Origin of the sequence: Parabacteroides sp. PF5-9 (assembly GCF_029893105.1) — a bacterium.
Lineage (GTDB): Bacteria > Bacteroidota > Bacteroidia > Bacteroidales > Tannerellaceae > JARXWG01.
In genome coordinates this window covers 33,917-56,907 of sequence record NZ_JARXWG010000012.1, presented here as the reverse complement: position 1 = coordinate 56,907, position 22,991 = coordinate 33,917, and the positions used below count along the sequence as shown (strand labels likewise).

At 43.4% G+C, this 22,991-nt stretch carries 20 protein-coding genes; 19 read left to right on the top strand and 1 reads right to left on the bottom strand.

What is annotated here, in order from left to right:
• Positions 1 to 224 precede the first annotated feature (224 nt).
• From M2135_RS08455 to M2135_RS08395, 13 genes are all read left to right on the top strand, one after another.
• The gene (locus tag M2135_RS08455; RefSeq protein ID WP_280748054.1) at positions 225 to 1,547 is read left to right on the top strand and encodes a DUF3575 domain-containing protein; all 1,323 of its coding nucleotides are present in this window, start codon (positions 225 to 227) and stop codon (positions 1,545 to 1,547) included.
• Complete coding sequence (locus tag M2135_RS08450) at positions 1,544 to 2,569, top strand: DUF5119 domain-containing protein (protein ID WP_280748053.1); 1,026 nt, start codon at positions 1,544 to 1,546, stop codon at positions 2,567 to 2,569. Before M2135_RS08455 ends, M2135_RS08450 begins: the two co-directional genes overlap by 4 nt.
• 65 nt (positions 2,570 to 2,634) lie before the next feature.
• Positions 2,635 to 4,332: a fimbrillin family protein gene (locus M2135_RS08445; RefSeq protein WP_280748052.1), complete on the top strand. Its 1,698-nt coding sequence runs from the start codon at positions 2,635 to 2,637 to the stop codon at positions 4,330 to 4,332.
• A 37-nt stretch (positions 4,333 to 4,369) separates the two neighbouring features.
• Positions 4,370 to 5,563: a fimbrillin family protein gene (locus M2135_RS08440; RefSeq protein ID WP_280748051.1), complete on the top strand. Its 1,194-nt coding sequence runs from the start codon at positions 4,370 to 4,372 to the stop codon at positions 5,561 to 5,563.
• Positions 5,564 to 5,666: 103 nt separating this feature from the next.
• A complete protein-coding gene (locus M2135_RS08435) occupies positions 5,667 to 6,632 on the top strand; it encodes a fimbrillin family protein (protein WP_280748050.1) in 966 nt (321 codons plus the stop codon).
• Between the two features lie 280 nt (positions 6,633 to 6,912).
• Positions 6,913 to 7,914 (top strand): metallophosphoesterase family protein, encoded by a 1,002-nt coding sequence (locus M2135_RS08430; RefSeq protein ID WP_280748049.1) that lies wholly within the window; start codon positions 6,913 to 6,915, stop codon positions 7,912 to 7,914.
• A 199-nt stretch (positions 7,915 to 8,113) separates the two neighbouring features.
• Entirely contained in the window at positions 8,114 to 8,497 is a 384-nt protein-coding gene (locus M2135_RS08425) for a DUF559 domain-containing protein (RefSeq protein WP_280748048.1), read from the top strand.
• A gap of 180 nt (positions 8,498 to 8,677) precedes the next feature.
• Positions 8,678 to 9,799, top strand: coding sequence for a DNA polymerase III subunit delta (locus M2135_RS08420; protein WP_280748047.1), 1,122 nt, complete (start codon positions 8,678 to 8,680; stop codon positions 9,797 to 9,799).
• A gap of 73 nt (positions 9,800 to 9,872) precedes the next feature.
• Positions 9,873 to 10,271 (top strand): Dabb family protein, encoded by a 399-nt coding sequence (locus tag M2135_RS08415; protein WP_280748046.1) that lies wholly within the window; start codon positions 9,873 to 9,875, stop codon positions 10,269 to 10,271.
• Between the two features lie 66 nt (positions 10,272 to 10,337).
• Positions 10,338 to 11,327 (top strand): gliding motility protein GldB, encoded by a 990-nt coding sequence (locus tag M2135_RS08410; RefSeq protein WP_280748045.1) that lies wholly within the window; start codon positions 10,338 to 10,340, stop codon positions 11,325 to 11,327.
• Positions 11,328 to 11,552: 225 nt separating this feature from the next.
• The gene (metA, locus tag M2135_RS08405) at positions 11,553 to 12,488 is read left to right on the top strand and encodes a homoserine O-succinyltransferase (protein ID WP_280748044.1); all 936 of its coding nucleotides are present in this window, start codon (positions 11,553 to 11,555) and stop codon (positions 12,486 to 12,488) included.
• Positions 12,489 to 12,503: 15 nt separating this feature from the next.
• Positions 12,504 to 14,321 (top strand): U32 family peptidase, encoded by a 1,818-nt coding sequence (locus M2135_RS08400; RefSeq protein WP_280748043.1) that lies wholly within the window; start codon positions 12,504 to 12,506, stop codon positions 14,319 to 14,321.
• 40 nt (positions 14,322 to 14,361) lie between these two features.
• On the top strand, positions 14,362 to 15,180 hold the full coding sequence (locus M2135_RS08395; protein ID WP_280748042.1) for a peptidylprolyl isomerase: 819 nt from the start codon (positions 14,362 to 14,364) through the stop codon (positions 15,178 to 15,180).
• Positions 15,181 to 15,194: 14 nt separating this feature from the next.
• On the opposite strand, the gene M2135_RS08390 is transcribed toward M2135_RS08395, so the two are convergent.
• Positions 15,195 to 15,695 (bottom strand): GNAT family N-acetyltransferase, encoded by a 501-nt coding sequence (locus tag M2135_RS08390; RefSeq protein WP_280748041.1) that lies wholly within the window; start codon positions 15,693 to 15,695, stop codon positions 15,195 to 15,197.
• A gap of 222 nt (positions 15,696 to 15,917) precedes the next feature.
• Between M2135_RS08390 and M2135_RS08385 the strand changes: the two genes are divergently transcribed.
• The 6 genes from M2135_RS08385 (at position 15,918) to M2135_RS08360 (ending at position 22,991) form a co-directional block, all read left to right on the top strand.
• Complete coding sequence (locus M2135_RS08385) at positions 15,918 to 16,508, top strand: hypothetical protein (protein WP_280748040.1); 591 nt, start codon at positions 15,918 to 15,920, stop codon at positions 16,506 to 16,508.
• A 7-nt stretch (positions 16,509 to 16,515) separates the two neighbouring features.
• Positions 16,516 to 17,385 (top strand): DUF2764 domain-containing protein, encoded by an 870-nt coding sequence (locus M2135_RS08380; protein WP_280748039.1) that lies wholly within the window; start codon positions 16,516 to 16,518, stop codon positions 17,383 to 17,385.
• A gap of 2 nt (positions 17,386 to 17,387) precedes the next feature.
• Positions 17,388 to 19,145, top strand: a complete 1,758-nt coding sequence (locus M2135_RS08375; RefSeq protein WP_280748038.1) for a V-type ATP synthase subunit A — start codon at positions 17,388 to 17,390, stop codon at positions 19,143 to 19,145.
• 6 nt (positions 19,146 to 19,151) lie between these two features.
• On the top strand, positions 19,152 to 20,471 hold the full coding sequence (locus tag M2135_RS08370) for a V-type ATP synthase subunit B (RefSeq protein WP_280748037.1): 1,320 nt from the start codon (positions 19,152 to 19,154) through the stop codon (positions 20,469 to 20,471).
• A gap of 91 nt (positions 20,472 to 20,562) precedes the next feature.
• Positions 20,563 to 21,174, top strand: coding sequence for a V-type ATP synthase subunit D (locus tag M2135_RS08365; RefSeq protein ID WP_280748036.1), 612 nt, complete (start codon positions 20,563 to 20,565; stop codon positions 21,172 to 21,174).
• Positions 21,171 to 22,991 (top strand): V-type ATPase 116kDa subunit family protein, encoded by a 1,821-nt coding sequence (locus M2135_RS08360; protein ID WP_280748035.1) that lies wholly within the window; start codon positions 21,171 to 21,173, stop codon positions 22,989 to 22,991. The genes M2135_RS08365 and M2135_RS08360 overlap by 4 nt, the downstream gene beginning before the upstream one ends.

Genomic DNA, 22,991 nt, shown 5'->3' with positions numbered 1-22,991 from the left:
AGTAGGTGTGTTGACGAAAATATTTTTTTATCTGTTCACAACAAAATGCAGAAAAATACTGTTTTATAGGAAAAACGGGCAAAAAATGTAAATTGCCAAACTTAATAAACCTAATTGCGTAACTTTGAGTCTCACAGGCTTATGATATTTGTATATATCGACAGGCTTTCCTAATTTTGTATTGTTTTTCAAAGTATTTCGCATGAGTAATAACTGATTATTGAATGTTCTTAAAAGCGATAAAATTAATTGTATTTATATATTGTAGCACGCTGATCATATTTCCTTTAAAAGCGACAATAAATACACCTGCTGATAGCGCCATTACGCAGAATGTTCGTATCCATTTCCGGGTCAACCGGACTTTCATTGAACGCGATTATATGGACAACGCTTATGCACTTCGGGTGATCGACCGGATTCTCACTGAAAATCCGATAGAAGATGTCGACTTCATCAGCGTTACAGGAAGCGCCTCGCCGGAAGGAGACGAGTTGAACAACAGCCGTTTATCTGAACTGCGTGCCTTGGCACTTAAAAATCATATCCTGTTGAACTATCCGCAACTTCAAGCCGATCAAGTCTACGCACTCTCTGCCGGAGAGGACTGGGATGGATTGACTACCATGGTCGAGAACGACTGGAATGTACCTTACCGGAACGAACTATTATATATCTTATATGATGAGCAACTTAGCCGGGAAGCGCAAAAAAGACAGATGCAGGCACTCAGAGGAGGACGTCCTTATCAATATCTGATGACACATATCCTGCCTTATCTGCGGGGAAGCGTTTCAGGAATGATCTATTTCAAAAAAGACAATCAACCTCGTCCTTTCGAGGTGCAGAATGACACCAATGTGAGTGTACCTGTGGATACTGTATATAAAATCTATTCGGATACGGTCTACCTCGAGTCGATCGTCTACGTACCACAGGAAGTCGTTGTCTTCCGCGAGGTAGAGAAAAAGCCTTTCTTTATGGCTGTTAAAACCAATATGCTTTACGACGCAGCCCTGTTGCCCAACCTCTCTGTCGAAATACCGTTCGGACGCGGTTACGCATGGTCGGCGCTTGTCGAAGGCAACTGGTCGTGGTGGGATACCGGAGCCGATAAATACAACTATCACCGTATTCAGATGGGTGGAGCCGAAGTGCGCCGCTGGTTTGGAAACCGTACAGGAAATCCGTTGAACGGCTGGTTTGTGGGACTTTACGGATTCGGTGGGGATTACGACATCCGGTTGTTTGCCGATAAAAACAGCGATATTGGCCAGCAGAGCCTCTTGAGTTATTCCGGTGGACTAACCTTTGGATATGCGATGCCTATCGGACGTCGATTCAACCTCGAGTTCAGTATTGGTGGTGGATACCTCGGTGGAAAATATAAAAAATATAAAGTCAGCAATTGTGAAGAGGGTGTTTTCCCATTGTTAAGCACCCATAACCGGACCTATTTCGGTCCGACTAAAATTGGTGTTTCACTTGTCTGGCAGATCGGTAGCGGTGTGAACAACAAAAAAGAGAGAAAGGGGGCACAACGATGAAAAGGAATTTACTTTTAACGCTGTTGCTGGCCTGGGTGGCTCTCTCCTGTCAACACAAAGACCTTGGCGAAGATCTCTGTGGAGGAAATGTTGGCGATAAATCGATCAAAGTGGTGATCAACTGGGACGAACCGAATACACAGGCGCGTACCATGCGTATCAACCTCTTCTCGCAGACCCCAGGCGTGGGCGACTATGGACGTGATAATGTAACCACCAGCGGAGAGAAATACATCAATCTTGATGAAGGAGTCGACTACAGACCATTCTGTTACGACTACAACGCATCGAATATCTATTTCCGCAACGAAACGGAGATGGACGCTTTCGAAGCTTATTTCTCCGGAGCAACACGGGCCACATATAATAAATATGCAGCCCCGGTGATCAACGAGAAAACAGTCAACTCCCCTGTCGGCAGCGAATTTTATGTGCATGCCTGGGAGGAAAACTTCTCAACCTATTTTACAAATAATGAAAAAGAGTTGGTGCTCAACTTCTATCCGAAAAACATCCTGCGTCAGTTTACCTACCGGGTGAATAAAATCATCGGATCGGAATATGTAAAAGATGCACGCGGCGCCGCATCGGGCATGGCAGCGGTCTATATTTTCCACACCAACAATTCGACTGACACCCGTTCGACCATGTTGTTCAGCAATGTGAAAGTGGGATACGACGAAAAGAAGGGATACGGCTACCTGGAAGGCGAGTTTTATACCTTCGCACCCCGGGCGCCTTACGAGAACTGGTTTACGATGGAGGTCTACTCCAAGTCGAGCGCCTATTACAACGCCTCATGGAATGTTTCCGGGCAGATACAGGAGTCGATGACCGACCGACCGGCCAAACTGGCACGCGACGGCTACGATATCCTGATCGAGAACGATCCCAACAGCGACGAGAGTGGCGGTGGCATACCGGAAATCGATCCGGGCAATCCGGGCGAAGGTGGTTCGGGAAGCGGTTTTGAGATCGGTGTTGGTGAATGGGGCGACGAGGTGATCGTAGAATTGAAATAAGAAACGTATAGAGAATAAAAGCGATAAATAAAATAACAAAAAGAAAGTTTTAAATTATGGTTAGTATGAAGAAAATGTTTTTAATGGTGGTAACAGCCACCTTGGCACTGGTCTCCTGTTCTGAGGATCAAGAAATCAACAAACTTGAAACTCCGGCAACGAATAACGAGATCAATTTCCGCTCCTTTATCGATAAAGGAAGCAATACACGTGCAACAATCACGACTGAATCCAACATCCTTGGTTTTACCGTTACCGGATGGTGGGATAAAACAACAAATGGTACAGGCAATATAGCAAACTCTGCTGACGGAGGATACCTCTTTAATGCATTCGATATCACCCGCCGCGAAGCGGTAGCTATGGGTGAGTGGGATTACGATCCGAAGCTTTATTGGCCTTCAAAAGGTTCCGGTGTTCATTTCTTTGCCTATAGCCCGGCTTCGTCTAAAAATGTGGCGAATAATAAAGGACTTTATAACTATATAGGCGATGCGATCGAGTACACTGTTCCTGATCCGTCTAACAACGAATCACAGGAAGACTTCCTGTTGGCCAGAACAGGGGTATTGACAAAAAGCCCTGTCACCTTTAATTTCGCTCACGTTCTTTCGCGGGCAACCTTCTCTGCCAGAAAAGAGCCGTCTGGACTTACTTACCTGATCGACAGCGTGAGACTTGTCAATATCAATAAATCAGGAACGATCGATTTAATAGAGATCCCGACTACAGGAAGTTTTACGTATACTGATACATCGGATCCGGTTGTCGGTTGGACTCCCGTAGGAGCAGTCGATTCGATAGCACTCGATCTGGGTAACTCTTCGGTCTATGTGAAAGAGGATGCGTCTAATTTCCATTCAATTTTAGGACCGACCAACGCCCTGATGGTGATGCCTCAGGAGACGGAACTCGGAGATCCGAATGATGTAGATGCAGGAGGATTCCTGGTAAAAGTGTCCTATAAAGCATTTATTGATGCCAACGATCCGGGTACTTATTATGCCGGCTCTGCAACGACTTCTAAACATGTTTATTTTAAAGTAGCCGATGCATTGGCGAATAACGGTTCGCATGTTTTTGAAATCGGTCGTCAATACAACTTCACCCTCACCTTCGGTGCCGAAGCGGGTGATCCGATAGCATTTGAAGTAGCTGTAGGTGATTGGGTGGAAGATCCAGATCTGCCTGCAATAGAACTGCCGAAGATTAATTGTTGGTTTGACGGATTGATTAGCGAAAGTCTTGCCAAGGCGACAAACTCCAACTACGAGACAGAAGGAGTACCCCTGAAACAGATCGAAGCGCTTACTAAGCTAAAAATGGAGATGTCAACACAACAAGATACTTTAGGTTTATATCTATTTAAAAATGTGACAGACTTCACCATCGTTACGAAGGCAAATGGTTTGGATATAAAGATACCGGCGACAATGACGCTTACAAAATTGAGAATTGAAGCAACTAATGAGAAGAACCCAACTATCAACACATTGGATATCTCTACCCAAACAGCAGCTTTGGATAACCCGGGACAAGGGGTGTATTTTTTTACCAAGGACGACAATGGTTTTGACGGCAGATTGACAATAAATAATTTTTATGTATGGAGTGGCTTTACGTATGATACAGCCAATATGAGACATCTTTTGTGGACAGAGCATAGTCATTATGGCTCTCCAAGCTTTAAGATAGGGACGTTACATGTAGGAGGAACTACATATACAAATGTCACAGGTGGAGGAATACAGGGTAGAGGTTAATCGTTTAAACAATAACAACAAAATAAGATTTTATAATATGCAAAAGATAATATATAAATTAGCGGCTGTAACTATAGCCATTGCACTGGGTTCCTGCTCCAGCGATCTGGAGTTCGACAATACACAGATAGACAATAAGAATAACAAAGAGATCGGTTTCCGTTCATTTATCGATAAAGGCAACGCTACGCGTGCTACAATAACTAATGGTGATAATATCCTTGGCTTTACAGTCACCGGCTGGTGGGATCGGACTAACGCTATCGGTGGCATCAGCGATGCAGCAGCCGACGAATACCTCTTCAACGCATTTGATATCACGCGCCGCGAAGCTGCCATTGGAACCGCATGGGATTACTCACCGAAGCGTTACTGGCCAGCAGACGATATTATCGGAGGAGGTGTATCGTTCTTTGCCTACAGTCCGGCATCGTCTAAAAACGTATCGCAAGGGCTCTATTATTACAAAGGTGACAAAATCGAGTATACTGTGCCTAATCCCAAAAAGAGTGATTCAGATAAAGTTGCACAGGAAGATTTTCTATTGGCTCGAACAGATCCGATGAATGCTTCTTCCGGTAATGTAGAATTGAACTTCTATCATGCCCTCTCGCGTGTGAAATTCTTTGCACGTACTACCAATACCAACCTGACTTATGTGGTCGGTGATGTTGCGTTGGTCAATGTGAATATGAACGGAAAGATCGATATGGAAAATATTCCAACGGACGCAAGCCCATTCCCATATCCCAGTCCTGTCACTCCATTAACGCCTCCGATTACGTATTGGACAGAGCATGCCAATTTAGATTCGATAAGCCTCGATTTAGGTGAATCTCCGATCAATTTGTTGGGAGTCGACCCCTTGGAGACGAGCAAGTATCATTCGCTTCATGGCAAAAGCAACGCACTGATGGTATTGCCGCAAACCACCGATATGGGAAGCATCGCATCTAATGGCGACCGGTCAGGTTTCTGGATCAAGGTAAGCTACAAAGCGTACCTGAACAATCCGAACGGTACCTATTTCGCCGGTTCGAAAGATGCCTATGAAGATGTCTATTTTCAGGTAATCGACGAAGCACGTACCACAGATACAACCGTACCGTTTACTTTCGAGATCGGACGCCAGTATAACTTCTACCTCGAATTCGGTTCTGAAGCAGGTGAAGAGATTACATTCAAGGTTGAAGTAAGCGACTGGAAAGACGTAGCGGGAGTTGATCTGTAATAAACGATAATACGATATTATATATGTATAGGCCGGACGGGGTTGAATGTCCCTTTCCGGTCACCAAGAGAAGGGTCGCAAAAAAAGACCCTGATAGATTAAAATGAAAAGGAGCATCTATACCATACTCATATTTTTAACCACAACGCTGTTGTGGACCGCCTGTTCCGACCATACGGATATCGATCTCCCTGTGGAACGACAGATCAGCTTCGCGTGCGACGCTATCGCCTCGCGTGTGCAGGAGACCACCGGTGGTACGATCGCTACCTTCCGCGTCTCTTCCGGATGGACGAGACCGTCCGGCGATTGGGTGTCGTTGATGGATGGACAGTATGTCGAGAAAAGAGGGATCAACTGGTACTATTCTCCTGCCAGCGTGATGCCGGCATCCGGAACGGTCGATTTTTTCGCCTATTCTCCCGCCAATGCATCGATAATCGATTATAACCATTATGGACCGCTCCGCGACCAGGTGGAGTTGATCTATGATGTGACGAACGATCCCCTGATACAACACGATTTTATGGTAGCCGAGGCGCTTGAACAGACCGAATCGACCATATCATTGAATTTTCAGCATATGCTTTCCTCGGTCACCGTCGAAGCCAAGAGTATAATAAGCGGATATGTTTTCCGCATCCATGAAGTGAAGTTCTATGAACTCAAACGACGAGGTGTTTTATCGGGAACGACCTCTTCAAGTCCCAAAACCACCACCTGGTGGTGGAATGGACAGTCTGGAATAGCTGATTATACCGTCTATCAAAAAGGAGCGGTCGATGTCGCTGATACCTATAAACCAATCACCGACGCGGCTGTCGGTCCACTGATGGTCTTGCCGCAAAGCGAGTTGGGAGATTCGTTTGTTTTTCTGGACTTAGAACTCTTCGATACTTCTGGTAACCTGATCAATTCCCGTGGGATAATCGCCATCCCTTATACAAAAGATTTCGAAATGGGTAAAAAGTACACCTTCCGCATCCAACTATCTCCCGATCTTCTTCGCTCTTCCGGCGAACACCCCGGCTTTTCCGCCACACTTGAAGTGATTGCCGAAGATCGCTAAAAAAAACAATCGGATCGTCTCTCTCTTTCAATATAATCCTGTACCTTTTTGTTATTGGATAATTAATCGTCTACCAATTGGTAGACGATAGTGACACAGTTGGTAGACGATAGTGCACCAATTGGTAGACGATAGTGACACAGTTGGTAGACGATTAATTGAAAGGAAGAAAACCAGACATGATCTGCATTTTTATAACTCACGTTAAAATAGATTCAAAAATAGACGAAGGAACAAGAATTATTCTGATCTTTGAATCATCTAAAAACGTCAGATGAGTATGAAGAAGCTAATTTCTCTTTTTTTCTTATTGATAATGAGTTTTTCAGGAGCTACTGTATTAAGTGCTCAGGAACCCATTCTAAAATTTAATTCCAATAAAAAATTTAAGATCGTACAGTTTACCGATATCCACTGGGTGCCCGGTAATGAAAAATCGAATGAAGCCAAACAGTGTATGAATGAGATTCTGGATGCTGAAAAGCCTGATCTGGTGATTTATACCGGTGATCTGGTCTTTGGTGCTCCGGCTGAAACAGCTTTGCGTGAAGCGTTGGAACCAGTCGTTTTACGCGGCATCCCTTTTTCGGTGGTTTTTGGTAATCATGACGACGAACATGATATGACCCGTTCGGAAATCTATCAATACCTGTGTAAACAACCTGGGAATCTGACCGGTACGGTCGAGGGGCTGAGTGGAGTCTCTAATTATATCCTGCCGGTGAAAAGTGTAGACGGAGAGCAAACGGCGGCACTCGTTTATTGTCTGGATAGCCATTCGTATTCATCGCTCAAAGAGGTCGAGGGCTACGACTGGATTAAACGGGATCAGGTGAACTGGTATGCAACAAAAAGTCGTGTTTTCACCGAAGAAAATGGAGGTATTCCACTGCCTGCTCTCGCCTTTTTCCATATCCCCTTGCCTGAGTATAATCAGGCTGCTGGTACCGAGTCGGCCGCACTGATCGGTTCGCGCCTGGAAAAGGCGTGTGCACCGGAACTCAATACCGGCTTGTTCACCGCCATGTTGGAAGCAAAAGATGTGATGGGTGTTTTTGTAGGACACGACCATGTGAATGACTATTTAACCCGATGGAAAGGGATAATTTTGGGATACGGACGTTTCACGGGAGGAGATACCGTCTATAACGGCTTACCGGGAGGTAACGGCGGACGTGTGATCGAACTCACCGAAGGTAAACGCGGCTTTAAAACATGGATCAGGCTGAAAAACAATGTGGTAATCAATGAGGTGATAGTTCCTGACGGTCAGGAAGAGTAGGGGTAAGGGTCATTTTAAAGCCTCTTTACGTTATATAAACAGATAGTATTAAGGCTCCTCGCCTGGTCAGGCGAGGGGGACCGCTGCAGGGCAGCGGTGGAGTGGTTGTTGTAAATTGAGTGGTTGTTTGTGAAGTGGTTGTTTTTCTCATTCATTTCACTTACCTTTACTCTATTACTGAACCACAAAACCATCAACTATGAATACTGAAAAGTGGGTTAACAAGAGAATATATAAAGATTATCGTCACTATCTTCGTCAACATGCTACTCCGGCAGAAAAAGGATTATGGAAATTATTGAAAAACCATCAATTCGAAGGGTTAAAATTTAGACGTCAACAAAGTATAGGTAAATATATTATAGACTTTTATTGTCCTGAAATTCGTTTGGCCATAGAATTAGATGGACAAGTACACGTCGGAAATGAAGAATATGATGAGCAACGAGCGATATTTATAAAAGAGAAGATGAATATTTATATTTTGAGGTATGAAAACAAGATTGTGTTTGAACATCCGAAATGGATATTAGATGATATCAGTGAATATAGAAAAAGATGGATGCGAGAGAAGGAGGAATAAAGTAACCACTCTACTTACAGCAACCACTCCACCACTGCAGAGCAGCGGTCCCCCTCGCCTGACCAGGCGAGGAGCCTTAATACTATCTGTTTATATAACTAAAGAGGCGTATAATAAGATTTACTCTTTTTCTGTTTCCTTAAATTAATTGTACCTTTGTCGATATCAACAAATAGAGCAATGTATTTCAAAGATATTGTCGGACAGACAGAGGTCAAGGAGCGGTTAATTCGGTCGGCACAGACGGGTGTGGTGCCGCACGCACAGCTGTTTACGGAAAACGGGGGCGCCGGTGCGTTTCCGTTGGCGTTGGCTTATGCGCGATACCTGAATTGTAAAAACCGGTCGGCCACGGACGCCTGTGGAGCCTGTCCCTCTTGTTTGAAATATGACGAGTTGGCTCATCCCGATCTTCATTTTGTATTTCCCATAACGACATCCAAAGAGAAAAAGAGAGAGGTCTGTGATGATTTTCTGGCTGAATGGCGCTCTTTTTTACGTGAACGTCCTTATTTCAGTTTCGAGCAATGGACCGATTATCTGGAGGCAGGAAATACACAGGCCATTATCTATTCGAAGGAGAGTGATGAGATTATCCGGAAATTAAACCTGAAGATCTATGAGGCCGATTATCGGATATTATTGGTCTGGTTGCCTGAAAAGATGCATGCGACCTGTGCGAATAAATTGCTTAAGGTGATTGAAGAACCTCCGGTGAATACGGTGATTTTAATGGTTTCTGAAACGCCTGACCTGATCCTGGGAACGATTCAGTCACGGGCACAACGTATCCCGGTACGTCCGATTGAAACAGCTGCTATTGTGGAGGTGATGCGGCGAGATGGTCTGGCTGCGGAAGATGCAGCTCAGGTGGCTCATCTCTCCGGTGGGAGTTATCTGAAAGCCTTGGAGGTGATCAGTCTGAATGAGGAGAACGCTTTTTTTCTGGAACAGTTTATCGGTATGATGCGCAATTCGTGGGCGCGGAATGTGAAAGCGATGAAAGCGATGGCCGATCTGTTGGCCGGAATCGGCAGGGAACGGCAGAAACATTTCCTGTCGTATTGCCAGCATCTGATCCGGGAGAATTTTATGTATCGTTTCCAGTCGTCCGACCTGAATTATATGAACCGGGAGGAGATCGGTTTTGCGACGAAGTTTGCCCCTTTCGTCAACGAACGCAATGTCATTGATCTGATGGACGAACTGGCCAGAGCCGAGCAGCATATCGGACAGAATGTCAATGCCAAGATGGTCTTTTTTGATTTGAGCCTGAAGATAACGGTACTGATCAAGAGGTAATGGTTGTTTGTTCGATCAATACGTGTTTTTTTGCATAATTTCAGTTATAAAACAGATATAGAATCAATTGATTATGAAGAGACGACAATTTATTGTAGGTTCGGGTGTGGTAGTCGCCGGATCCTCACTGACTACCCTGTTATCCAGCTGTGGCGGCACAACAGCATTGCAACCGGGAGAGGTGTTGCACACCGTTACTTTTAGCCTGAAACATCCGTTAGCAAGTGCGGAAGCCAATCTATTTATAGCTGATGCCAAACGTATATTAACAGCCGTTCCCGGAGTAGAAGATTTTCAGGCTTACCGTCAATGTAGTCCGAAAAGTGATATGCAGTACGGATTTCTGATGCGTTTCCGTGATCAGTCGGCGATGGATGCCTATACGGCTCATCCCGATCATATGGCCTTTGTTACAGCACGTTGGGATACGGAAGTTACACAATTTCAGGAATCAGATTTTATCTCCTTGTAGCGCATCGATACAATATACGTTCTTTTTGCGCGTTCATAGTAACGTAACAGTTAGATCGACGTTCAGATGAATCGCAGTACTTTTTTTATTCTATTCTTGACTCTTTTTGTTGTCAGTTGCAATGGCCAGCAGGTAAACAGGTATGTTACGGCAGAACCTGTTGGCATTAATCGGTTTGATATCGCTCTGTTTCGGTTGATCGATTCGGGTGATACGACCCGGAAAGACCAGTTACAGGCCGAATATCCGGCGGTGTTGGAGGTCTTGGGGAAAGGGGTGTTGAATATGAAGACGCTCGATACTCCTGGTTTTTTCACTAAACTGTTTAATTACTATTCCGAACCGACTTTAAAAGCGCTCTACCGGGATGCTGTCGCAATGTATGCCGATGTGACAGAGATAGAGCAGCAACTGGGTAATGGGTTTGCTTATTTAAAAGATCATTTTCCGGCGATGCAAATACCTGTTGTGTATATGCATGTTTCAGGGTTTAATCAGAATGTGCTGGTCGGTGAGCAATTATTATCACTCTCTATTGATAAGTATCTGGGGACAGACTATTCGTTGTATCAGGAGTTTTTCTACGATTATCAACTGCGTAAAATGCAACGGTCGTATGTGGTGCAGGATTATCTGACCGGATGGCTGATGGCTGAGTTTCCTTTCCTCGGAAAAGAAAATGTACTTATCGACCGGATGATTTATGAAGGTAAAATCAAATATATCCTCGCACAGGTGTTGCCCGAACTGACACCGGCTCATTTGATGGGGTATACCGAAGAGGAGGAGACTTGGTGTAGGAGTAATGAGAAAAATATATGGAAAGCCATCATTGAACGCAAACATCTGTATACCCCGGATTATCTCGTGACGAATAGGTATCTGGATGATGCGCCGTCGACTTTTTTGGCTGACGGGGCTCCGGGAAATATCGGTCCGTGGATGGGTTGGCAGATTGTGAAAGCGTATATGGCTGAAACAAAAGTGAGTTTGAGTGATTTGATGAATAATCAGGATATGCAGACTATTCTGACCCATTCAAAATATAGGCCATAAAAAAAACCGCCCTATTCTCACGAACGAGACGGAAAACCTAATTAAACCTAATTCTAATACCATGAAAAACTCTACTATACTATTATAACAACAGACTGGTAAAAATGTTTAAATAGTTCTCATTTATTTCATGTTTTCATTTAGCCTGCACTTTTAATTGTCAATGATTCATTGTCCGTTTTTAATGAATTAGTTACCTTTGTGGAAAATAATTCATTACACATCATGCCTTTAAATTTAAAGAAAAACCTTCCGGCTATCGACCTGTTGAAGAAGGAACACATCTTTGTGATGGATGCGTTGCGCGCTTCTACACAGGATATTCGTCCACTCAAAGTCGTTGTATTGAACCTGATGCCTTTAAAAATAACAACGGAAACCGATCTGATTCGTTTGTTGAGTAATACGCCTTTGCAGATCGAACTTGATTTCATGAAGATCAAAGGACATACTTCCAAGAATACGCCCGTTGAACATATGCAGGAATTTTATAAGAATTTTGAGGATATGGCGGAGGAATATTATGATGGGATGATTATTACAGGAGCACCTGTCGAGCAGATGTCGTATGAAGAGGTATTGTACTGGAATGAACTGACTACGATTTTCGACTGGGCCCGTACTCATGTGACTTCTACATTGTATATCTGTTGGGCCGCTTTTGCCGGACTGTATCATTTCTATGATGTGCCCAAATATGATTTGCCGGCCAAAATGTTTGGTGTGTTCCGGCATACGTTGCGTGAACGTTATCTGCCGATATTCAGAGGGTTTGATGATGAGTTTTTTGTGCCACATAGCCGGCATACGGAAATACGCAGGGCGGATCTGTTGAAAGTGCCGCAGCTGACGATGTTGTCGGAGAGTGAAGAGTCGGGCGTATATATGGCTATGGCTCGTGGCGGACGGGAATTTTTTATTACCGGTCATTCGGAATATTCGCCCTATACCTTGAACGATGAGTATATGCGTGATCTGGGTAAAGGGTTGCCGATCGCTATTCCACGCAATTATTACCGCAATGATGATCCGGCTCAGGGACCTGTTGTACGGTGGCGTGGGCATGCGAATTTGCTTTTTACCAATTGGCTGAATTATTATGTGTACCAGGAGACACCTTTCCGGATTGAAGACATTAAACATTTGGGTGATTTAACCTGATTGTTCAGAAAAAATATGAGGCGAATAGAACTACTTGCTCCGGCAAAGGATCTTGTTTGTGGTATTGAAGCGATCAGGCATGGTGCCGATGCGGTATATATCGGTGCTCCTAAATTTAGCGCCAGAGCAGCTGCCGGCAATACGATCGAAGATATCCGAGCCTTATGTGAGTTTGCTCATATATATAATGTACGCGTCTATGTGGCATTAAATACCCTATTGAAAGAGGAGGAACTGGATGAGGTGGAACGGCTGATCTGGCAGTTGTATGAGGTTGGTGTAGATGCGTTGATTGTGCAGGATATGGGGGTGACGCAGCTGAATTTACCGCCTATTCCTTTACATGCCAGTACACAGACAGATAACAGAACGCCTGAAAAAGTTGGATTTCTGGCTGATGTCGGGTTCTCTCAAGTGGTCTTGGCACGCGAACTCTCATTAAAGGAGATTAAACGAATTGCAGACAGTGTTTCTGTGGCGTTAGAGGTGTTTGTGCATGGGGCATTATGTGTCTGTTACAGTGGGCAGTGTTATCTGAGTGCTGCTTTGAGTGGACGAAGTGCGAATCGTGGAGAATGTGCCCAATATTGTCGTTTGCCGTATACGTTGGTCGATGCGGAGGGAGAGGTGATTCTTCGGGAGAAACATTTACTTTCGCTTAAAGATATGAACCGCTCTGATTATCTGGAGCAACTGATCGATGCGGGTGTCTCTTCTTTTAAAATAGAGGGGCGGCTGAAAGAGGTCTCTTATGTGAAGAATGTGACGGCTTTTTATCGTAAAAAATTGGATGCGATATTGTTGCGTCGGAAAGAATATGAACGGACTTCTGTCGGGGTTTCTACTTTCTCTTTTGAACCGGTCGTGGAAAAAAGTTTTAATCGTGGTTTTACGGATTATTTGTTATCGGGTAGATCCGTAGCTATCACATCGTTTGACACCCCTAAATCGATTGGGGAGGAGGTGGGTCGCGTCAAAGAAATTCATCGGAATTCGTTTACGGTATCTGGTATTAAAACATTAAATAATGGCGATGGATTGGCGTTTTTTGATCAGAAAGGTGTCTTGCAGGGGTTCAGAGCCAACCGCGTGGATGTGAATAAAGTGTATCCGGCAGAGATGCCTGTTTTGCGACCCAAAACAGTTTTATACCGGAACTTCGATCAGGCCTTTGAAAAGGTATTGGCTCAGAAAACGGCTGAACGAAAGATTAACGTTCGTTTAACGTTTAGCGAAAACCGGTTTGGTTATACCTTGGAGATCAGAGATACCTCGGGTGTGTATGTGATGGTCACCCGGACACATGAAAAGGAGATGGCGCGGAATGACCAGACGGAAAATATCCGTAAACAACTTACCCGGTTGGGAAATACGCCTTTTGAGGTACAGGATGTAGAAATAGTCTTACAGAAGAATTGGTTTGTGCCCTCCTCTTTACTAAGTGATATGCGGCGGCAGGCCGCAGAGCGACTGGTCGACTTGCGTAAAATACGGTTCAACAGGGAATTGGTGCAAAGAAAGACGTCGACCTCGGCCGTTTTTCCTACTGCTCAGTTGACGTATTTAGGCAATGTCTCCAATGACCGGGCGATAGCGTTTTATACCCGGCATGGGGTGTCGCAAATTGATCCTGCGTATGAATTAGCACCCCGGAAAGATGTTCCTTTGATGTTTACCAAATATTGTTTGAAATATAGTTTAGGTTATTGTATGGTACATCAAAAAGGGAAATCGGTATATAAAGAGCCTTTTTTTCTGTTGTACAAAGATAAAAAGCTTCGTTTGTCTTTTGATTGCAACTCTTGCCAGATGCTTGTTTTTGTCGATGAATAGGGCAAAATTTGTTTTTTGTTAAACCATAAATAAAAATTATATGAAACTCCATTGCTTCGCTGTATTAATTGGTCTGTTTTTTATTGCCGGATGTTCCGAGAAAACGCTTGATCCGGATAAACCTGTTTATGTCACGGTAAAAACAACCATGGGGGATGTGACTGTTCTGTTATACGATGACACCCCGCTTCATAAAGAGAATTTTATCCGCCTTTGTCAGAGTGATTTTTATAAAGATGTGATTTTTCATCGTGTCATCAAAGAGTTTGTGGTGCAGGGCGGTGATCCGGAGAGTAAAAAACAGGAGGCCGAAGCGGTGTATGGACATGGGGATGGCGGATATACGGTTCCGGCAGAAATTCTTCCGCATTATTTCAATAAACGAGGGGCGTTAATTGATGCCAAGCTGGCGGATGCGGTCAACACCGAACGGGCATCGGCGGGTACCCAGTTCTGTTTTGTACAGGGAAAGATTTTGAATGATACGGAGTTGTCCGAAAAAGAAATACGTATCAATGAGATCCGTAAGAATTGGTTGTATCATAAATTCAGGGCGGAATTAAAAGAGAAAGACCCCGGATTGGCTCAAGAAGAAAAGGAAGATGAACTGCATGCGGAAGCGACATTGATGGTGATTGATACGTTGGATGTATTGGGTGCGTATGTCATTCCATCGGATCGTAGGGAGGTTTATAAAACGATCGGTGGGATACCTCATCTGGATGGTTCGGTGACGATCTTCGGAGAGGTGATAGAGGGCTTTGATATTGTGGAGAAAATATCGCTGGTGGAGACCAATCAGAGCGATCGTCCGGTGAAGGATGTGATTATTTTATCGACAAAAGTGTTTCAACGGTAAACGTTGTTACTCTCTTAGTCGATATGCATCGCCATAATGTAATCATTCATATAATAGTTGTTCCCAATGTGATGATCCCGGGTGTCGATTATTTCAAATCCCATATGTTTGTAAAATCCGACCGCCTTGTTTTCACGATTGACATATAATGAAATGGTAAAGGGGGTCGGATGGTTCTTCTTTAAGAAAGAGATGCCTTGTTCAATCATATAACGTCCCAGACCGGTGCCCTGCATTTCCGGCAATGCGTAGATCTTTTGAAAAATATAACTGTTATTCTCCATCGTTTCGATCGACAGGTAGCCGGCCGGCTGGTCGCCGGAATAGAATATGAAATATTGATGGTGTAATTCGACCATCTGATGGAGTATGTTTTCCGGAGCATACATCATTTCGAGCATATAGTTTAATTGCTCTTGGGGTAATATCGCCCCATAGGTGTGGGGCCATATGCGTGAGGCTAACTGATGGATAAGAAACCGGTCGTTTTTATCTGCTGTTTGGATTGAGAACATATTATATTTGTTTTAGACCATTGAAAATACAAATTTAATTGACGTATGTTATTTTTTAGCGTGTTTTCACATTTATTTTGATGCTAATTTGTGAAAAATAATAACTTTGTGGGCGTTTGTTCTCAATTATGCCATGAAAAGAGACATAGTACTTCCCCTAATTTGAGCGGGGGGAAGGGGATACCATGAGTAGTAAAAACAACATTTAATTATACATTCGAGATGGATACAAAGATTCAGGAACTGACTGACAAAATCTACCGTGAAGGTGTTGAGAAAGGAAACGAAGAAGCCGGACGAATCATCGCCGATGCCAATTCACAGAAACAAACCATTATTGCTGAAGCCGAAGCCGAAGCGAAACGAATAGTTGCTGCAGCGGAAAAACAGGCGGCGGAATTGAAAAAGAATACGGAAGCGGAATTGAAATTGTTTGCGTCCCAGTCTGTTGGTGCCTTAAAAAGCGAAATCACCAATCTGATAACCGGTGAGATCACCTCTTCAAGTGTCAAAGCGGCCGTCGCAGATAAAGGGTTTATGCAGAAAATTATGCTGGAAATGGCACAGGAATGGGCTAAAACCGGTGCGTTAACTGTTCAGACCACTCAGGCTGAAGAGTTGACTAAGTATTTTGAAAGTAATGCAAAAGGGTTATTGGATAAAGGTGTCAAGGTAGAAAAGGTAAGCGGAAAAGAGGCTTCTTTTGCGATTGTACCTGCCGATGGCTCTTATAAAGTCACTTTTGGTGAAGAGGAATTTATCTCTTTCTTTAAAGAATTTTTACGTCCGCAATTGATCGAAATGTTATTCTGAGCATATTATGAGTAAGTACTATTGCTTAATAGCAGGACTTCCTAATATTGCGCTGGACGACAGTAAGCTTCCTTTTACCATTACAGAATTCAGGGATGAATTGGATGGGATATTAACTTCGGAAGACAAAAAAATGATCGATTTGTTCTTTCTGAAATTTGATAATAAGAATCTTATTGAACAAGCGCGATTTCCAGATCGGGATCCGGATCCACGTGGAAGTATAACGTATGACGAGTTCATGGGGCTGTTTACCGCCTTGAAAGAGGAAGAAAACCCTCCGAAGAATGAACATATCCCTCCCTATTTTGAGAAGTTCTTTAAAGCGTATCTGGCCGCAGAAGGAAAAGAGAGTGCTTTAAGAATCCCTTGGGAAGATCAATTGGCGTCGTTGTATTATGCCTATGCGATGACGAATAAGAATAAATTTGTGGCCGACTGGTTTGAACTGAACCTGAATATCAACAATTTATTGGCAGCGATTACGGCTCGGAAATATGGACTGGAGAAAGCCGATTATATTGTGGGTGAGAATGATATTGCACAGGCTTTACGGACATCGAATGCACGTGATTTCGGGCTGGGTGATTCGGTCGAATATCTCCCTGCTTTACAGCGTATAGCCGAAGAATCGGACTTGTATGTGCGTGAGAAAAAGATCGACCAGCTGAAATGGGAATGGCTTGAAGAAAACACGTTCTTTAAGACCTTTGATATAGAAAGTGTGTTTGCTTATATGCTCAAGGTGGAAATGATTGAACGATGGGTTACATTGGATAAAGCTACCGGCGAAAAGACCTTCCGTGAATTGGTAGGCGCCATGAAAAAGGGTAGTGATAGTGCATTGGAAGAATTTAAAAGAAACAATAAAAAATAGTTATGGCTACGAAAGGAATAGTAAAAGGAATCGTATCCAACCTGGTAACCGTAGAGGTGGATGGGCCGGTTTCTCAAAATGAAATTTGTTACATTTCCGTCGGGGGCGTAAAGCTAATGGCGGAGGTGATCAAAGTTATCGGACAGAATGCCTATGTGCAGGTGTTTGAAAGTACCCGTGGTATGCGTGTAGGCGATGAAGCCGAATTTGAAGGGCATATGTTGGAAGTGACATTGGGTCCCGGTATGCTTTCACGCAACTATGACGGATTGCAGAATGACCTGGACAAGATGGAAGGTGTTTTCCTGAAACGTGGTGATTATACCTATGCCTTGAATGATGATAAGAAATGGGCATTTAAACCGATCGCTAAAGTAGGTGATAAAGTGGTAGCCGGTGATTGGTTGGGTGAGGTCGATGAAAACTTCCAGCCGCATAAGATTATGGTGCCTTTTGTTTTTGAAGGAACATATACGGTAAAAAGCGTTGTGTCTGAAGGTGAATATACCGTAGTTGATAAGATTGCGGTTCTTACGGACGAGCATGGAAAAGACGTAGAGGTGAATATGATTCAGAAATGGCCGGTAAAGAAGGCTGTGACCTGTTATAAAGAGAAACCGCGTCCGTATAAATTATTGGAAACCGGTGTCCGTACAATCGACACCATTAATCCGATTGTAGAAGGTGGTACCGGATTTATTCCCGGTCCGTTCGGTACGGGAAAGACGGTGTTGCAGCATGCGATCTCCAAACAGGCTGAAGCCGATATCGTGATTATTGCAGCTTGTGGTGAGCGTGCCAATGAGGTGGTGGAGATCTTTGCCGAATTCCCTCACTTGGTAGACCCGCATACCGGTCGTAAATTGATGGAACGAACGATCATTATTGCCAATACATCGAATATGCCGGTGGCGGCTCGTGAAGCGTCCGTATATACGGCAATGACTATTGCCGAGTATTATCGCAGCATGGGATTGAAAGTATTGTTGATGGCTGACTCGACTTCACGTTGGGCTCAGGCCCTGCGTGAGATGTCGAACCGTCTGGAAGAACTTCCCGGACCGGATGCATTCCCGATGGACTTGTCGGCAATTATTGCAAATTTCTATGCTCGTGCAGGTTATGTAGAACTGAAAAATGGAAAGACAGGTTCTGTTACATTTATAGGAACTGTATCTCCTGCCGGTGGTAACTTGAAAGAGCCGGTAACTGAAAATACAAAGAAAGTAGCCCGTTGTTTCTATGCCTTGGAACAGGAGCGTGCGGATAGAAAACGTTATCCGGCAGTAAATCCCATCGATAGTTATTCTAAATATCTGGAGTATCCGGAATTTCAGGAATATATCGAGAAACATATCTCTTCTACCTGGATTGATAAAGTAAATGAGGTGAAGACCCGCTTGTTGCGAGGTAAGGAGATCTCGGAACAGATCAATATCCTGGGTGATGACGGGGTACCGGTTGATTATCACATCGTATTCTGGAAGTCTGAGTTAATCGATTTTGTGATCCTGCAGCAGGATGCTTTTGATGATATCGATGCGGTCACACCACTGGCTCGTCAGGAGTTTATGTTGAATAAGGTGGTGGATATTTGTCATGCTGAGTTTAAGTTTGATACATTTACGGAAGTCATGGAGTACTTCAAGAATATGATCAATCTCTTTAAGCAGATGAACTATTCTGAATATGAAAGTGAACAGTTTAAAAAGTTCAATATACAGTTGGACGAATTACTGAAGGAAAGAACGGAAAATTAATAGAATATGGCAACAAAAGCATTTCAGAAAATATATACGAAGATTACCCAGATTACAAAAGCGACCTGTTCGTTGAAAGCAACAGGAGTAGGGTATGATGAGTTGGCCTCGGTAGACGGAAAGTTGGCTCAGGTTGTAAAAGTGATTGGTGACGAAGTTACGTTGCAGGTATTTTCCGGGACAGAAGGTATTCGTACCAATGCAGAAGTGGTCTTTATGGGGAAAGCACCGACATTGAAAGTGGGCGAGCAGTTAGCCGGTCGCTTCTTTAATGCCTATGGCGAACCGATCGATGGCGGACCTGTTCCGGAAGGGCAGGAGGTTGAGATTGGCGGACCATCGGTAAATCCCGTGCGTCGTGAACAACCCTCCGAATTGATAGCAACCGGTATTGCCGGTATCGACTTGAATAATACGTTGGTTACAGGGCAGAAAATCCCATTTTTTGCCGATCCGGATCAACCGTTCAATCAGGTAATGGCTATGGTTGCTCTGCGTGCCCAGTCAGATAAGATTATTCTGGGTGGTATGGGTATGACCAATGATGATTACCTCTTCTTTAAAAATACGTTTAGCAATGCGGGAGCACTGGATCGTATTGTCAGTTTTATCAATACCACGGAAGACCCGTCGGTAGAACGTATCCTTGTTCCTGATATGGCGTTGACGGCAGCCGAATATTTTGCTGTTCAGAAGAATGAAAAAGTATTGGTATTGTTGACAGACATGACCAACTATGCGGATGCATTGGCAATCGTATCTAACCGTATGGATCAGATCCCATCGAAAGATTCTATGCCGGGTTCATTGTATTCGGACTTAGCTAAGATCTACGAAAAAGCGGTACAATTCCCTGATGGTGGTTCGATTACGATTATTGCCGTAACTACGCTTTCCGGTGGTGATATTACCCACTCGGTGCCTGATAATACCGGATATATTACGGAAGGTCAGTTGTATCTTCGTCGCGATAGTGATATCGGTAAGGTGATCGTAGACCCGTTCCGTAGTTTGTCTCGTTTGAAACAGCTGGTAACAGGTAAAAAAACCCGTGAAGATCACCCACAAGTGATGAATGCGGCTGTTCGTCTGTATGCCGATGCTGCGAATGCCAAGACAAAGATGGAGAACGGTTTCGATTTGACAGACTATGATAATCGTACCCTCTCTTTTGCCAAAGGGTATTCTGATAAACTGTTGGCTATCGATGTCAACCTGGATACGACCGAAATGCTGGATGTAGCATGGAATCTGTTTGGTGAATACTTTACTCCTGCAGAGGTAAATATCAAGCAGGAGTTGGTGGATAAGTACTGGAAGAAATGATCAATGATTAATGTTTAATGATTAATTATCAAAACACGAAGAGATAGTAACAGATTAATCATTCATCATTAACAATTAATAATTAAGAAAAGTGGCAATAAAGTTTCAATATAATAAGACCTCGCTTCAGCAACTGGAAAAACAACTGAAGGTACGTGAACGTTCGCTTCCTACGATTAAGAGTAAGGAGAGTGCTTTGCGTCTGGAAGTGAAGCGGACCAAAGATGAGGTGAATAAATTGGAACTTCAGCTGGAGAAAGAGATTCAAGGCTATAATAATATGGTGGCTTTGTGGAATGAATTCAATCCCGAACTGATAAAGGTAAAGGACGTTTTTCTGTCTACGAAGAAGTTTGCCGGCGTTGTTGTTCCTGTATTGGATGATATCGAATTTGATATCGGTCGATACAGTTTGTTTAATACTCCTTCTTGGTATATGGAGGGGATTGAACTGTTAAAACAACTGGCACGCACAGGTATTGAAGCTGAATTCTCAGGTATGAAGCTGGAGTTATTGGAGCATGCGCGGAAAAAAACGACTCAGAAAGTCAATCTTTTTGAGAAAGTACAGATTCCGGGGTACCAGGATGCAATCCGTAAGGTGAAACGGTATATGGAAGATGAAGAAAGTCTTTCTAAAGCATCGCAGAAGATTATGAGAACCAATCTGGAGAAACGTAAAGAGAAGGAGGAAGAAGTATGATAACGGATATGCATAAATATGCCTTTATGGTATTTCATAAAGAGTATGATCAGTTCCTTTCTACATTGCGGGATTTAGGCGTGGTGCATATTCAGGAAAAACAGTCTGTTGGTGATCATACTGAATTGCAGGATATGTTGAATGAGCGCAAACGTGTAACAGCTGTGATGCGTCATTTTAAGAGACTGAACAGTGAAAATGGAAAGGTCGAACTTGCTCCCGCACGTGATATCGATAAGAACCAAGGATTTAAGCTGATAGAAGAAATTGAACGCTTGGAAGAACAGAAGATGCAAATGCAGGCTGTGAAGCAATCCTTAGAGAAAGATATCGATTATATGACTCTTTGGGGAGATTTCAGCTATACGAATATTATGCATTTAAAGAAAGCCGGCTTTGATGTCACTTTCTTTTCTTGTCCTACGTCCAGATATGAACCGTCGTGGGGAGAGAAATATAATGCTGTTTTGATTAATAATTTTCAATCTGTTACTTATTTTATTACCCTAACAAAGGAAGGTACAGTTATTGAAATAGATGCTGAGCGTCCTAAAATGCCTGATATGGGATTCTCTAAATTGCAGCTTCGTTTTGAACAATTGAAAAAGGACATTCAAGCATTGGACGAGAAGATGATTCATCTTGCGGCCAGTGAGTATAACACCTTGGATTTGTTGGATCGTCATCTGCAAAATGAGTTTAACCGGGCAAATGTCGTTGTTCAAACCGATCTTCAGGCCAGTGATAAATTAATGCTTCTGGAAGGCTGGACTACCGAAGAGCATGTTCCGGCTTTAGAGGCTGCTTTGGATAAAGACGGCTATTTTTATCAGCAATTGGAAATACAGGAAAACGACAGAGTGCCGATTAAACTGAAGAACAGTCATTTCAGCAAACTGTATGAACCGATTACCCGAATGTTCTCGCTTCCGAAGTATACGGAATATGATCCGACTCCGTTTTTAGCCCCTTTCTTTATGTTGTTTTTTGGGTTATGTTTCGGGGATGGAGGATATGGACTGCTTATTTTATTGGGATGTACATTGCTGAAAAGGAAAGTAGATCCGACTTATAAGCCTTATCTGACACTGTTCCAATATTTAGGAGGAATGACGGTTGTTGTCGGTATTCTGACAGGGTCGTTCTTTGGTGTATCGCTGATTGAAGTACCTGCATTCCAGAGTATCAAAGGATATTTCCTGAATAGTGATAATCTGATGACTTTGTCTATTGTGATTGGTATTATCCATATTATTTACGGGAAAACTGTTGCTGCTTTCCAGACAACAACACAAAAGGGATTAAAATATGCTATCGCTAAGTTCGGCTGGGTATTTGTTATTGCGGCATTGGCTATTGCATTTGGCCTTCCGATGTTGAATGTGCATTTATCCCAAACTGTCATTTATCTTTGCTACGGGGTAGCCGCAATCGGTTTCTTAGTGGCGATATTCTATAATTCTCCCGGCAAGAATGTTTTTTTCAATTTCGGTGCAGGTTTGTGGAATACATACAATATGGCATCCGGTTTGTTGGGTGATACTTTGTCTTATATTCGTCTGTTTGCAATTGGTTTGACCGGATCTATTTTAGGCGGGGTATTTAACCAATTGGCGGACACGATGACTGAAGGGCTACCGGGTGTAGCACGTTTCATAGGTATGTTACTCATTCTTTTGATTGGACATAGTATAAACTTTGCCTTGTGTATGATCAGTTCTTTAGTACATCCGATCCGTTTGATTTTTGTGGAATATTATAAAAATGCGGAATTTGAAGGTGGTGGTAGAGATTATGTACCTTTCAAAAAAGCATAA